This is a genomic window from Micromonospora sp. NPDC000668 (assembly GCF_042897975.1).
GTDB lineage: Bacteria > Actinomycetota > Actinomycetes > Mycobacteriales > Micromonosporaceae > Micromonospora.
Genome location: NZ_JBIAYP010000005.1, coordinates 495,257 through 508,274, shown reverse-complemented (window position 1 = coordinate 508,274; position 13,018 = coordinate 495,257). Strand labels below are relative to the sequence as shown.

13 protein-coding genes are annotated in these 13,018 nt (G+C 67.5%); 6 read left to right on the top strand and 7 right to left on the bottom strand.

Features of this window, described 5'->3' with window-relative positions; all coding sequences use genetic code 11:
* Nucleotides 1-41: 41 nt before the first annotated feature.
* A complete protein-coding gene (locus ACFY29_RS27060) occupies nucleotides 42-1,310 on the bottom strand; it encodes an MFS transporter (protein ID WP_386990679.1) in 1,269 nt (422 codons plus the stop codon).
* Between the two features lie 57 nt (nucleotides 1,311-1,367).
* Between ACFY29_RS27060 and ACFY29_RS27055 the strand changes: the two genes are divergently transcribed.
* Entirely contained in the window at nucleotides 1,368-2,345 is a 978-nt protein-coding gene (locus ACFY29_RS27055; RefSeq protein WP_386990677.1) for a helix-turn-helix domain-containing protein, read from the top strand.
* 425 nt (nucleotides 2,346-2,770) lie between these two features.
* Here the strand turns inward: ACFY29_RS27055 and ACFY29_RS27050 are convergent, their stop codons facing one another.
* A complete protein-coding gene (locus ACFY29_RS27050; RefSeq protein ID WP_386990675.1) occupies nucleotides 2,771-4,999 on the bottom strand; it encodes a HelD family protein in 2,229 nt (742 codons plus the stop codon).
* 429 nt (nucleotides 5,000-5,428) lie between these two features.
* On the opposite strand from ACFY29_RS27050, the gene ACFY29_RS27045 reads away from it, so the two are divergent.
* Nucleotides 5,429-5,860 (top strand): hypothetical protein, encoded by a 432-nt coding sequence (locus tag ACFY29_RS27045; protein ID WP_386990673.1) that lies wholly within the window; start codon nucleotides 5,429-5,431, stop codon nucleotides 5,858-5,860.
* 36 nt (nucleotides 5,861-5,896) lie between these two features.
* Nucleotides 5,897-6,073, top strand: a complete 177-nt coding sequence (locus tag ACFY29_RS27040; protein ID WP_386990671.1) for a hypothetical protein — start codon at nucleotides 5,897-5,899, stop codon at nucleotides 6,071-6,073.
* On the opposite strand, the gene ACFY29_RS27035 is transcribed toward ACFY29_RS27040, so the two are convergent.
* Nucleotides 6,070-6,873, bottom strand: a complete 804-nt coding sequence (locus tag ACFY29_RS27035) for a transposase family protein (RefSeq protein WP_386990670.1) — start codon at nucleotides 6,871-6,873, stop codon at nucleotides 6,070-6,072. The genes ACFY29_RS27040 and ACFY29_RS27035 overlap by 4 nt on opposite strands.
* A gap of 345 nt (nucleotides 6,874-7,218) precedes the next feature.
* On the opposite strand from ACFY29_RS27035, the gene ACFY29_RS27030 reads away from it, so the two are divergent.
* Nucleotides 7,219-8,001: a transposase family protein gene (locus ACFY29_RS27030; RefSeq protein ID WP_386990668.1), complete on the top strand. Its 783-nt coding sequence runs from the start codon at nucleotides 7,219-7,221 to the stop codon at nucleotides 7,999-8,001.
* Nucleotides 8,002-8,014: 13 nt separating this feature from the next.
* Here the strand turns inward: ACFY29_RS27030 and ACFY29_RS27025 are convergent, their stop codons facing one another.
* Complete coding sequence (locus ACFY29_RS27025; RefSeq protein WP_386990666.1) at nucleotides 8,015-8,821, bottom strand: maleylpyruvate isomerase N-terminal domain-containing protein; 807 nt, start codon at nucleotides 8,819-8,821, stop codon at nucleotides 8,015-8,017.
* Between the two features lie 408 nt (nucleotides 8,822-9,229).
* Entirely contained in the window at nucleotides 9,230-9,652 is a 423-nt protein-coding gene (locus tag ACFY29_RS27020) for a MarR family transcriptional regulator (protein WP_328414362.1), read from the bottom strand.
* Between the two features lie 86 nt (nucleotides 9,653-9,738).
* Between ACFY29_RS27020 and ACFY29_RS27015 the strand changes: the two genes are divergently transcribed.
* Both ACFY29_RS27015 and ACFY29_RS27010 read left to right on the top strand, forming a co-directional pair.
* Complete coding sequence (locus ACFY29_RS27015) at nucleotides 9,739-10,734, top strand: zinc-binding alcohol dehydrogenase family protein (RefSeq protein ID WP_386990663.1); 996 nt, start codon at nucleotides 9,739-9,741, stop codon at nucleotides 10,732-10,734.
* A 142-nt stretch (nucleotides 10,735-10,876) separates the two neighbouring features.
* Nucleotides 10,877-11,731, top strand: coding sequence for a transposase family protein (locus tag ACFY29_RS27010; RefSeq protein ID WP_386990661.1), 855 nt, complete (start codon nucleotides 10,877-10,879; stop codon nucleotides 11,729-11,731).
* Here the strand turns inward: ACFY29_RS27010 and ACFY29_RS27005 are convergent.
* Together ACFY29_RS27005 and ACFY29_RS27000 are read right to left on the bottom strand one after the other, a co-directional pair.
* Entirely contained in the window at nucleotides 11,667-12,611 is a 945-nt protein-coding gene (locus ACFY29_RS27005; protein WP_386990659.1) for a hypothetical protein, read from the bottom strand. The two genes, ACFY29_RS27010 and ACFY29_RS27005, sit on opposite strands and share 65 nt — an antisense overlap.
* A complete protein-coding gene (locus tag ACFY29_RS27000; protein ID WP_328414369.1) occupies nucleotides 12,608-12,940 on the bottom strand; it encodes a PadR family transcriptional regulator in 333 nt (110 codons plus the stop codon). Before ACFY29_RS27000 ends, ACFY29_RS27005 begins: the two co-directional genes overlap by 4 nt.
* Nucleotides 12,941-13,018 lie beyond the last annotated feature (78 nt).

The following is a 13,018-nucleotide window of genomic DNA, read 5'->3' as shown; positions in this document are numbered from 1 at the left end:
GACGCACCGGCTGTCACCGTGCGCGATTGGGCCGCGCTGATTCATGCCATGCGGCCTTCGCGAGCCCTGATAAGCGCCTGGGTCATCAGCGCGGCGGCAAGAAAGACGGCGGCGAGGATGGCCCAGCCCGCCGCGCCGTGTTCGATGGCGGCGGTGACGACGAGGGGCGCGAGCATGGCGCCGAGTGCTGCGCCGGTCTGGCTGACGCCCTGGTAGGCGCCGGCGTTGGCAGGGTCGGCCAGTTCGAAGGCGAGTGTCCAGCTGCCGGCCTCGGAGAGGATCTCCGCGAGACTGTGCGCGATGGCTGCGAGGACCAGGACGGCCACGGCGATCACGAGTGAGCCGAAAGCGGCGATGGAGTACAGGGCGCAGGCGAGCGCCAGGAGTGCGCCGGCTTGCGCGATTGCGCGGCCGGAGGAATGCAGGTCGGTTGTTCGGTGTGCCGCCCAGAGCTGCAGGACCGACACGATGGCGGTGTTCGCGGCCAGCAGCACCGCCACGGTCACCGCTGGCGTCTGGGTATGGCCAACGACCCACAGTGGCATCCCGATCGTCAATAATCCGAACTGCATGGAGAGGAGCGCGTAGAGGGCGGTGATCGCCAGATAGGTGCGGTCTCGCAGCGGTGAGCGTCGCATGGGCCGACCGGATTGGGTCCGCTGTGTTGGGTCGGTGTCTACGTGGGTCGCCTGGGGCTGCCACCGTGCCCGGACGAGCGTGTAGGCGGCGACGAGCGTCAACGCTCCGGTGGCCAGCATGGCCACCTGGTACGCGGGTCTCGTGTCGATGGCGAGGGCGATCGCCGCCAGCGCGGTCCCCAAGGCGATGAAGACATTCATCACCACCCGCAGCCGGGCCCGCACAGCGAGCCGGTCTGCCGCGGTGAAGGACTCCGCAATCATCGTCGTGAGTGCGGTGCGCTGCATGGCCTGTCCGCAGACCGCGACGCTCGCGACGACGACGAACGCAGCCGGCGTCCGGGCCAACAGGTAAGCAAGCAGCGCTACACCCTGTCCGGCGGTGGCCAGAACCATCACCCGCCGCGCGCCGATCGCCCGGGCAAGGTAGCCGGCACCCAGTGCCGCTCCGACCCCGAGGCATCCGGCGATGGTCAGCCCGAGCCCGACGGTCGTGGCGGGGAAGCCGGCCACGCGCGTGAAGTACAGCACGCTGACGCTGAAGAACACGCCCTTTGACAGTGAGGACGCGATCGTCGACCAGGTCAGCGCCCGAGCGGTTGGGTCGACCGGGTTCAGGTATGGGGCAAGCCACTCAGTGATGGACGGCCGCCGGACCGTTGCGGGAAGCATGATTGCAGTTGTCGCACTGTCCGGTCCCTTGCCGCCAACGATGTAGCGTTGTGCTTCATGGTCCGCTATGAGTTGGTCGATAACGACTTGGCTGATGTCCGGTTCGCGGTGTCGCCACTCAACGAAGTGGTGCTGTCGCTGCGGGCGTGGCGAGACCCGGGTCGGTATCCCCTGCATTTGCGTTGGGTGCGCTCCGTCAACGAGTCGCGAAGCGCGCTGGACCACGAGACACTGCTGGCCCTGACTGATTCGAGACTTTGGACGCCTGACTTCCTCAATCCCCGGCCGTCCTCCCCGCTAACCCACTTCGATGATGAACTGGCGAGGCTGGCCACCATCGACCCGGCCGTGGTCGTCCGCGACCTGCGGGCCGTGCACAGTGCGGGGCCGCTGCCCCGCGCGTTGCGTGGTCCCGTCCCTCGGGTGCTGTCCAGGATCATCGATGCCCTGGCCGGCTACTGGCGGCACTGCTTTGCGCCGCACTGGCCGCGCATGCGAGCTCTCCTTGAGGGCGATGTGACGTTCCGCGCGCGGCAGATCTCCCAACACGGACTTGCGGCAATGTTCAACGGGCTCTCGCCTGCAGTCCGGCTCGTCGACGCGACCGTCGAGGTGCGGCTGCGATCCCGTCTGCAATACACGCGGGCGACCAACGGCGGCCTGACCCTCGTGCCGAGCCTCTGGACGCTCAACGCATCGACGCCGGCCTCCGAAGCCGAACCGCCGATGATCATCTATGCGGGGCGTGGGGTGGCGACGCTGTGGGAGCCGCAGCCGCTGGCCGCGCCGGGCGCGTTGGCGGCTCTGCTGGGCGTTGTCCGGGCCGGTCTGCTCGTCGCGTTGGAGACGCCGGCGTCATCCACCGAACTCGCGTCCCGCCTCGGCGTCACGCCAACTGCGGTCAACCAGCACCTGCGCGCGCTGCGCGACGGTGGTCTGCTTGTCGGGGTACGCGACGGCCGGTCCGTGCTCTACCGCCGTTCCCCGCTCGGTGACCGCGTGGTAGCACCCGACCCTGCCTCCTGGCAGGGGTGAACTGTTTGGCGGGCCGACGATCGCGGTGCAGTCGGTCGAAGGCGATGCGCTCAGAGGTTTGCGGCGGTCGACCGGGCTCTGGCCGGTTTTGGGCACCCTTGAGCACCCGAACGTGCGTGCCGTCGATCACCGCCCGGGAGATGTTCAGCTGCTCGGCGGCTCTCAGCTTGCCCAGCAGCACTTCGTGCAGGCGTTGCCGCACGCCGGCGTCGGTCCAGTCGAGCAACCGCCGCCAGCAGGTCATGCCCGACCCGAAGCCCAGATCCTGGGTAGGCACCTTGCGGTCATCAAGGGGCTTGCGACCAGGGTTAGCGGCGCCGACGTGGTGGTCGAGGCGGTAACAGCGGCGCGATCTCGGCCCACAGCTCGTCAGAGGCGATCCACGGCGGCTGCTCACCCCTCCTTACGTTGAGACAGGACGATCCTCACGTCCCGAGGACACGCCAAACATCTGGAGATGTTGTCCCAGGGTGTCGCGATTGCTGCGTGAGTATCAGCTGTCCGAGTTCCTGGGTGCATCGGGTGAGCGCGACGTAGAGGCCGTTCCAGCCGCGCGGTTCAGCGGCGATGCCCTGGGGGTCGATGAGTAGCGTTGCGTCCCATTCCAATCCCTTGGACTGGGTTGCAGTGAGCACTGGCACATCACTCAGCACGGCTAGGAGTTCGGCGATGCGGTCCGCGGGGGCGATGACGCCGACCGTGCCACCATGCCACCGTTGCTGCAGCCGTCGCGCAGCTTGGGCGGCGGCGTCGGCAAGCTCGGCGGACGTGATCGTGAGCTCCCAGGGGGCGATGCCGGAGGAGCGTACCGCCCGTGGCGGAGTGTTGTGGCTGCCAGCTTTCGTCAAGACCGGTTCGGTGAGGTCCATAACCTCACGTGGGGTCCGGTAGCAGATGGTCAGTTCCGCGGCGGTCCAGCGGTCTCCGAAAACAGCCTGCACCGCTTGTGCCCAGCTGGTGTGCCGGTGCGCTGCCTCCGCCTGGTCGATGTCGCCGACGGCGGTGATGGAGCGACTGGGACAGCGCCGTAGGACCATGTGCCACTGCATCTCGGACAGCTCTTGCGCCTCGTCGATGACGACGTGGCCATACACCCAGCCGCGCTGTCGGCGAGCGCGGTCGGCGATGAACTCGCCCTGTGGTTGCGGGGCGTCGACCTCGCCGAGTAGGTCGGCGAGGGCGTCGAGCAGGGCAATGTCGCTCGATGCCCATGGGGCGGGCTCGGCCGAGACAGCGGTGATCTCCTCCGGGGACAGTTGCGGGGCGAACCGGGCCAGCAGGGTGCGGTCGGTCAGGAGATCACCCAGCAGGGTTTCGGCGTCGAGGGTGGGCCACCATGCCTTGATAAACCGGGCGATGGTGGCGTTCTCGGCGATACGAAGACGGAGGTGATCGATCTCTTCCTCGGAGAGCAATCCGTCGATGTCACTGCCGGTGGACGTCCTGCCGGAGTGGTGGTCATGCCGCATGCCCCTGTCGACGCGGGCGAGGATGTCCTCGAAGCCTTCCTCCATCTCGTTCATCAGCGCCTCGCGCTGCTCGACGACGACTTCGGCAAGGAGGTGGTGCAACTGCTCGGCGAACGCCGCGCGGGCGCGGTGGTACGGGCGTCCCTGCACCGCCGAGGCGAGCGCCTGCGCCACTGTTGCGGCTGTGACGACGTAGAACTCGCCCTCCCAGCGCAGCTTCAGCTCGCGAGGCCGGGGGAGCAGCGACGTGACGTAGTTTTCGAGCGCGGGCTGCCAGAGGGCGCGGCCCTTGATTTCGGCGAGAAGCCGGCTCTCGTCGCGGCCCACGCGGACCTCGGTCAGCAGAGTGTCGCAGGTCGCCGAGACGACGGCGGTCTCACCGAGCGCGGGTAGCACCTGGCCGATGTACTGGAGGAACCGCGGCGAGGGGCCGAGGACCAGGACCGCTTGGTCGGCCATCTTCCGGTGGGCGAACAGCAGGTAGGCGACGCGGTGCAGAGCAACCACGGTCTTACCGGTGCCGGGACCGCCCTGAACGATCAGCGGGCCGGTCGCCTCAGCCCGGATGATGTCGTCCTGTTCGCGTTGCAGCGTGGAGATCGCCGTCGACATGCGGCCGGTGCGCCGCTGGTCGAGGGCGGCAAGAAGAGCGCCTTCACCGACGAGTTCCGCCGTTATGGTCCCGTCCAGTGGCTCGTCGTCCACGCCGACGACGGTCGATCCCGTCGTGCGTATGTGACGGCGCCGTGCCTGACCTTGTGGGTCGACAGCCGTCGCGGTGTAGAACGGCCGAGCTGCGGGAGCGCGCCAATCGACCAGCAGTGGCTCACTGTCCTCGCCATCGTTGCGGAGACCGACACGGCCTACGTGTCGCACGGTGCCATCAAGGCCGTCGAGGCGGCCGAAGACCAGCCCTTCCCGTGCTCGCCGCAGCTCTTCGTACTGCTGGCGGAGCATGCGCTGCCGGGCCCGTTCCAACGCGTCCAGGGCCTCTGACGAAAGCTCGACCTGCAGGTGGTCGGCCAGCCTGTCGCGCCGGGCCGTGGCCAAGTCGAGAAACGCCTGTTCCTCGGCGACCGCGGATCGGCGCGCGACGCCCTCTGCGGTAGAGGTCGGCGGTTCGCCGTCCGGTGTTATTTCGCTGACGCCAGCAGTGTGGTTGTTCAGAGCAGACTTCCGGCGCATTCGCAAGTCCTTGTATTGGTGTTCCCCTCGGCCCGGATGAGCCGCAGTGCATTCGGCGGCAAGCATAGGGCTGGTTTCCCTTGTCGGCCAGGAACTCCGCCGGCAGAGATGGGGATCTCAATGCCTTGCAGTTCCGGGTCGCTTGTGGCCTTACCCAATCTTGATTCGCTTATTGACAGTTCGGTCCTTATCTGATCTGCGGGTGGCCCTTCGACCAACCACACTGCACCCACGATGCGGATCCACGACGACAGCACCATTGGGAGGGGTCGAGACGTTGTTCCAGCCAATGAGTTGATCTCAGCAACGCGAGTCTGCTGATTGGACGGCACGGACAAAATGCCCGAAGTTGACGGGGCGGGATATGGGCCCGGATTCCCTCGCAGGGCTCCGGAGGCAGTGCCCTTGAGTGCCCGTAGGATGCGCACCGTGGGTTACCTAGTATGGCCTTCAGGCCGCCTGAACCTTCCGCAGTCGGACGACGCCGCTGCCGTCGCCGCCGCCAAGGCCGCCATGGCTGAACGAGGTGGTTGGTTCGCCCCGGATGAGTCTGCCGCAAGCGACACACTGGCCGACATAGCGGAGGCGGCGAGAGCCTCGATCAGCCGCGCCGGAGACTGGATCGAGTTTGGTTACGACGATGCGGGCGATCCCAAGTGGTCGGATCAAGCTACGGCCTTCTACGTCGCGATTGCGCCGTTCGTTCGCTCGGGAGTCGTCCATATCGAGGGCGAAGACGGTGCCCGCTGGTCCTATTCCTATGCTGATGGGCAGGTCACTCAACAGGGTTGGAACGGTTGGGATGGATCCATCGAGCCGTTTGGCGAGTATGTGGAGCACCCTCTGCCCGACCAGCTTTAGGCGTCAGCGGCGGCCCCTTCTGAGGTAGAAAGAGTCATGAGCTGGTTGCGACGGTCCCGCACTGCCTCCTATGCGGTCGACGGTGTCGAGCCGTGGCGTAGCAGCGGCGGCTGGGACATCTTCGACGGCGACGCTCTGGCCTGGCTGCCTGCGGTTGCCGAGGCCGCCGCGCGCCTGCCGCAGGACCCCGCAATGGAGGACCTGCCGGACTAACTGGCGGTCTGCACGAAGAACGGCCGGGAGTGACGTGATCTCAACATGAATCCGGTAGGTATCGGTATTCGAAATGGGTGAGATGGAGAGCGGCGCGGACGATGTCGCCGACCTGTCGTGGGCTGGCGGTGCTGTGGCCTAGTGTGCGCCAGCGGCCGGGTGAGGATCGCGAAGCCGCGTTCTCCGAGGCATCGCATGGATCGAAGGGCAGCGTTGTAGGTGCGGTTGTCGACCGCGAGGCGGCGGCCGTCGGCGGGTTGCTTGTACGGGGTGTGGATGCCCTGGCCGGCGCCTTCGTAGCCGGAGTCGGCCAGGGTCGGTAGATCCAGCGCCGACGCCGCCCAGTAGAGCGCGCCGGTGATGTCCAACTGTTGGGCGCAGGCCAGGTCGTGAAGGTGTCCGGGCATCGCACTCGAGGTCCAGACCGGTAGTCCGTCCGGGCGCATGACCGCTTGGATGTTCGCGCCGAAGTCGCGGTGTTTCCCGGAGTACCAGGCGTCGATCGTTTTGCCCTTGACGCTGGTGGTGGTCTCGGCGAGCCGGTCGGTGTCGAACAACTTGCCGTCGAGGATCACGTGGGACCAGCCGTCAGCCGCGACCTGGGTCAGGGCGTCGTGCAGGGTGGGGGTCTGCGCGGCGAGGACGCGCACGGCCTCGGCGACGTACCGGTAAGCAGTTGCCCTCGACACCCCGAACCCGACCCCGAGGGTCGTCTTGTCCTCGCCCTTGCGGAACCACACCAGCACCAGAAGCGCCTGGTAGAAGCACGTCAACGCCCGGGCTCGGCGGCGGGTTCCCACCGCCCGACGCTCCGCGTGTAGCAGACGCGCCACGTGACGCACGAGTTCCCTGGGGACGTCGAGCCTGGCAGAATAGGTGATCACGTGGAGCTCTCTCGGAGACTGATTCTGTCGCAAGAACCTGTCTACCGATGGCTCCACGTCCTTATCCCACACTGTCCGCTATGGACGCTACGCCATCCCGAATCCCGCCCGAATCCTTGCTGAGATCACCTCAATGAGCCCTTTTCATCGTGAGGGGCCGGGTCACGGTGGGCGCGGCGGAGATCTGGTGTCGACATAGGACGCGGCTCCCGGTAAGACAGCAGTCGACCAAGATCCGATGCCCCAACCGGGAGCCTCGCTGTGCTGTCCTACCCGTCCGTAGTCGCGCTGTCCAGCCGCACCCTGAACCACCTGGCCGACCTCCTTCGCGCCGAACGCGCCCGGCGCCGAGGTCGGTGGTGGCGCCTCGATGCCGGCCGGCAGGCCCTGCTCGCCCTGGCCCAGCTCCGCAACGGTGACACCATCGCCCGTCTGGCCCGCGGCTTCGCAGTCAGCGTCTCGACGGCCTGGCGGTACGTCCGGGAAGCGATCGACCTGCTCGCGGCGCACGCCGAGGACCTGAACGCGGCGATGCGTCGCATCGGCCGGCTTGCCTACGCGATTCTCGACGGCACCCTCATCCCGATCGACCGGGTCGTGGACCAAAGGCCCTACTACTCCGGCAAGCACAAGCGCCACGGCGTGAACGTGCAAGTCATCGCGGACTGCGCCGGACGCCTGATCTGGGCCTCGCCCGCGCTGCCTGGCGCTGCGCACGATCTGACCGCCGCCCGCACCCACGGCCTGACCGACGCGCTGACCAGCGCGAACGTCTTGACCTTCGCCGACAAGGCGTACCAAGGCGCCGGCGGCAGCGTCCACACGCCGTTCAAACGCCGTTCGCACCGGCCCCGACTGTCCCGACGGCAGGAGACCGTCAACCGCCATCACGCCAAGATCCGAGCCGTCGGCGAACGTGCCGTCGCCACCCTCAAAGGCTGGAAGGTCCTAGCCAAGCTCCGCTGCTGCCCGCGACGCGCCACCGCGATCGTCCAGGCCATCCTCGTCCTACATCACGTCCAGACCAGCCGCGACCCACGATGAAAAGGGCTCGTTGTTACACGGACGGGTCCCAGGCGATGAGCTGATCGAAGATGCGACGGTCGCCGTCCAGCTCCAGCTTCAGCTTCAGCTTCAGAGAATCCAGCGGTATGCGGCCGTAAAAGAACAGGACCAGGTCACTGGCCGTGCCCCGGGCGGAGGCGTCGGCCGTGTCCGGGTCCTCGCTGGCAGCCGGCGCGCCGAGGCGGGCGGCCCATGCGCCGTCGCGGGACAGTCGAAGGCGCCAAGAGCGGCCCTCGGTGGCGTAGTAATCGACGACGGCGGGTTCGTGCGGCCAGGCGACATCCGTCGAGCAGAGGGTGAACTGGCAGTCGTCGAAACCGTCGAGGGCGACCTCGACTGGTAGCGGCTCCGGGTCCCCCACGGTGAGCTGGACATCGTAGGTGTGCACCGCGATCTCGGGAACCTGGCGCCGAGCCCATGCACCGGAGGTTTCCGGTGACTGCGAGTCACCCCACCACGTCCAACAACCGCGGTCCGGGCCGGCCTCACGCAGCGCGCTCGTCAGTCGCTCGACGGACTCGGTCCACCAGGCCAGGAGAGCCTCGCGTTCCCGAGGCGCACCCGTGCCGTCGTCCCAAGCGGACTTCTCCGGGGGAGCGTCGGCCGGCCCGGCGGCGACGATGGCGGCCGACCTGCGGCGGCCCATGCCCAGGTGCTGCACGAGATCGAACAGCGTCCACTCCGGACAGCTCGGCACCGGCACGTCGAGGCTGGGCGCCGCAGCGACCGCGGCGCGGAAGGCGGTCGACCGTTCGTCAATCAGCCGCAGATGATCAGAGAACGTCAAAGTCTTTTGCACTCCGGCTTTCTACCAGTGTGCTCCGACAACCGGACAGCGATTTTCGCAGCCGACGCGGCCGCGGCACTGGCGCGCCAGGGTTCCACCTGCCGTGACCTGCACCGTCACGATGAAAAAGGCTCAATGAAGGTGCTCTTCCGCCTTAGAGCGTGTTTGAGAAGTTGTTGATCAGGTCCAGTGAAGGTTCGGCTGGCTTGTTGTTGGGCCGGCGGCCGGGTACCGGCCGACCAGCATAGACATCCCACGGGCTTGAACGCACACAATCCAGGACAGAAGCGCGCTCATGCTCATCGTCGCAGGGCGTGCAACGTCGAGGCCCGCAGCGTGACGGCGAACAAGCAGAGACTGCTGCAGCACGCATGAAGCCGTTTGAGGTCCATTTTGATGGGGTGGGGCTGCGGGTGCGTGTCAGCCCAGTGCTTTGCGCAGCAGTGCCGTCAACTGGTCCTGTTCGTCGGGTGAGAGTCGTCCGACCGCCGTGCGGGCGAAGGTGAAGGCTGTTGTGAACCGGTGGTTGATCTCGTCTCCTCGGGGGGTTCGCGCGACGAGTCGTGCGCGGCGGTCCTGGGGATTCGGTTCGCGGGTCACGAGGCCGAGCGCTTCGAGGCGCGCGACGATCTGGGTGATGTTGGAGGCATCGCAGCCGAGCTCCTCGGCCAAGGCGCCCATGCCGCGTCGCTCATCGAGTCGCCCGAGCACACATGCCTGGGCCGGGCTGAGCGACAGTTGGGCTGCGGCCGCCTCGTAGGCGCGGTCGTATACGTCGACCAGGTCGAACAGGACGGCCTCGGCCTCGGACGAGGTGGTTACGGGTCCGTTTGGCAGTGCCATGGCTCCCAGCCTAGAACAGTTACTTGATCCGCTCAAATAGCTGTGATCCAATGATCCTTGATTCACTCAAGCAACAAGGAGGGGCAATGGAGAGCAGAGTCGAGCGCACAGCGGGCGCGATCGTGGTGCCGCAGATGATCGCGGTCGTCCTTGACCGGTTCGGCGGTGTCGACGAACTCTCGTCGCGCCGCGTACCGCTTCCGGAGGTCGGCGACGACGACGTCCTCATCCGGGTGGAGTTCGCAGGGGTCGGGTCCTGGGACGCGGGCGAGCGGGAGGGGGACTACGACGGCATTTTCGGTGTCGCGTCGACCTTCCCCTATGTCCTCGGCTGGGACGCGGCGGGCACGGTGGCCGCGGTCGGACGCAACGTCATCCGGTTCGACGTGGGTGAGCGTGTTTACGCTGCGTCGATGCCGGTGCCGCGTGGCGGCTTCTACGCCGAGTACGGCGTCGTTGAGGCGGAGTTCGTGGCTCGCGTGCCTGACCGGGTGCCGACCGAACAGGCCGGCGCAATGGCTTGGGATGCCCTGACCGCACTGAGCGGCCTCGATCTGCTCGGCCTGCGGCCGGGCGAGACGCTCATGGTCTTCGGGGCCAGCGGGGGTATCGGGCACATGGCCGTGCAGCTGGCGCGGCACAGCGGCATCCGGGTGTTGGCCGTGGCCTCTGGTGACGACGGTGTCGCCTTGGCCCGGCGGCTGGGCGCTGACGACGCCGTCGACGGTCGCAAAGACGATGTGTTGGCTGCGGCGTTCGAGTTCGCACCAGGCGGGCTCGATGCGGCTCTGGTCACCGTGGGAGGCGAGACTGCCGAACGGTCTCTTCGCGCGATCAAGAATTCGGGACGGATCGCCTGGCCGAACGGTGTCCTGCCCGCGCCTGTAACGTCGCCGGACGCGACGGTGTCCTACTACGACGGGGATCGAAGCCGCGCCGCCACCGATCGGCTGAACGCGACCATCGAGGCCAGCTCCTTCGAGGTCCACGTCGCCCGGACCTTCCCGTTGGAGCGAGTCAAGGATGCGCATCGCGCCCTAAATGATCACTATGTCGGGAAGCTGGCCCTCAAGGTCGGATAGAACGCCAACAAACGGCCCGAGGCTCCGGCTGTCAACGGCATCAACGCCGCTCAGCCTTCCTGACACGCAGGTAGCGGTCGAGGGACCAGGCGTTCAGTTCCAAATCAGCGTGAAGATGGGCCTGGGTCATCTGGATGGTGGCGTGGCCGAGCCAGAGCGCATGCTGGCGGTGCTGGACGGGGTGTGGCAGCCGGTTCGGGGCCGGCGCCGGGTGCTGGGCCTGTACTGGGCCGTCGTGCTGACGCTGTTTCTCATGCGCCGCAACGAGTCCCAGGCCGTGGCCGGCGAGTTGTTCGGCTGCTCGCAGTCCACCGTGTTCCGGATCGTGTGCCGGTTGCGGCCGCTGCTACGCGCGGCCACCGCCGAGGTCGCCGGCCAGGTACGGCTTCAGGCGAAACGCTCGGCGGTGCTGGTTGACGGGTTCCTGGCCCCGACCGATAACCGCACCGGCGTGAGCGACCTGTTCTCCGGCAAGCGCCATACCTACGGGTTGAACATCCAAGCCGTATCGGACCTTGCCGGCCGGCTGGTCGACACCGGCCTACCGGTGCCCGGTGCCCGCCACGACAGCAAAGCCCTGGCCGAGTCCGGCATCGCCGACCGGTGGGCCAGCCACCTCGAACCCGGCGGGCCCAGCATGCTCGCCGACCTCGGCTACCTGGGCACCGGCGCGATCACCGGCATCCGCAAACCCCGCGGAGCCGACCTGACCGGCGTCCAACGCGCCTGCAACACCGCCATCAACAGCGCCCGCGCGGCGGGGCCATCGCCCACCTGGTCAACTGGAAAGTCCTCGACACCGGCTGGCGCGGACGCCTCACCGACTTCCCCGAAGTACTACGCACCGTCACCGGACTCGAAATCTACCGAACCTGGGCTTTCCCGACGACTAGCCTGTCGCCACACCCGACACCGATGTGGCGCGGGGCCTGCTAGGCGCGGGCTTGGCGGCGGAGGCCGAGGGCACCGGCGGTTAGCAGGGCGATGGCCCCGATGACGACCGACCAGAACCACGTGGCGCCGAGAACCTCGGGCTGACCCCAGGCGCCCAGGGCTCTGAGCGACAGCATGGCGATGATCAGTGGGATGAGGAGCACCCCGGCCGCGATGGTCGCCCGGGCATCGACGGCAACCCATAGCAGGAAACCGGCCATCACGACGACGGTGGCCCCCGGTTGCAGGCCGATCGTCACGTCGTAGTCCGTGGGCAGCAGAAACACCGCGACCGGCACGGCGAGCAGCCAGGCCTCTGGCCGCCGCGTGCCCGGCGCCGGCCAGAGGATCAACGGCACGATCAACAGCACGGCGAGTGGCAGCGGCCAGAGGGTCGAGTCAGTCATGGCGACTTCGCGGATGAACTCGATCGGCGGATAATGGCGCTCACCGGTGACGCTGTCTACGCCGACCAAGGCGAGGCGCAGAACGACCAGCGCCGCAGCGAGCGCGCTAAGCGTTGCCAGCAGGCCCAGTACGTATCGGCCGCCGGCTACCGCGACGACCGCCGAGGCGGCGATGACGGTTACCAGTGGATAGGTGAGCTCAGGCGGGTAATCCACGCCGTCGGTGACGATGCGGGGGAGGACTCTGCCGGTCTCGGCCAGGCTGCCGGCCGTGGCATACACCAGCAGCAGGAGCACAGCCAGGCGCAGCGACCCACGGAAGCCCTGGCTTGTCGAACGTGCGTCGTGCGTCCTGGCACGGGTCTGCAATCCCCGTAGGACCAGCATCGCCCCCTCCCGCGCCGTTGGGCGCTGCTGATCAGGGCCGGCCGCCTCCATGAGCGTGCCGATCATCTCAGCGCCGCGCTCACGCCGGTAGCGCTTCGGGTACGCCCACAGCAGCAGCCGGTACCGCGCCTCAAGTACCTCCTGAGTCATGCCGGTCTCACCGTCCGAACGCGCAGCGCCGGTCGGTCGATCACCACGCGCGCAGCCTGGATCATCCGATCGGCCTCGGCGCGGAGCACGGCAACGCCCTCGTCCGTGAGGTTGTAGTAGCGCCGGGCACGCCCGTTGACCACCTCCTCGTCAGCTACGCGTAGAAGCCCTTCGGCGCTGAGCCGGTCGAGTGCCGCATAGAGGGTGCCAGCCGCCATGCGTACCCGACCGCGCGACAGTTCCTCGGCGCGTTTAATGATCGCGTATCCGTGGAGTGGGCCGTCCATCAGCGCGGCGAGCGCAAAATAGCTCTGTTCGCGGATAGTCATGACATCAGAATATTCAGTCAAGGTGAATACAGCAAGGTTGCGCGGCAGAGTGGGAGCGCCACGCTCGGGCCGCCTCCT

Excerpts from the sequence above, each read along its gene's own strand:
- ACFY29_RS27000 (WP_328414369.1), bottom strand. The coding sequence starts at position 12,940 with ATGACTATCCGCGAACAGAGCTATTTTGCGCTCGCCGCGCTGATGGAC.
- ACFY29_RS27040 (WP_386990671.1), top strand. The coding sequence starts at position 5,897 with ATGAGCTGGTTGCGACGGTCCCGCACTGCCTCCTATGCGGTCGACGGT.
- ACFY29_RS27055 (WP_386990677.1), top strand. The coding sequence starts at position 1,368 with ATGGTCCGCTATGAGTTGGTCGATAACGACTTGGCTGATGTCCGGTTC.
- ACFY29_RS27020 (WP_328414362.1), bottom strand. The coding sequence starts at position 9,652 with ATGGCACTGCCAAACGGACCCGTAACCACCTCGTCCGAGGCCGAGGCC.
- ACFY29_RS27060 (WP_386990679.1), bottom strand. The coding sequence starts at position 1,310 with ATGCTTCCCGCAACGGTCCGGCGGCCGTCCATCACTGAGTGGCTTGCC.
- ACFY29_RS27015 (WP_386990663.1), top strand. The coding sequence starts at position 9,739 with ATGGAGAGCAGAGTCGAGCGCACAGCGGGCGCGATCGTGGTGCCGCAG.
- ACFY29_RS27005 (WP_386990659.1), bottom strand. The coding sequence starts at position 12,611 with ATGACTCAGGAGGTACTTGAGGCGCGGTACCGGCTGCTGCTGTGGGCG.
- ACFY29_RS27050 (WP_386990675.1), bottom strand. The coding sequence starts at position 4,999 with ATGCGCCGGAAGTCTGCTCTGAACAACCACACTGCTGGCGTCAGCGAA.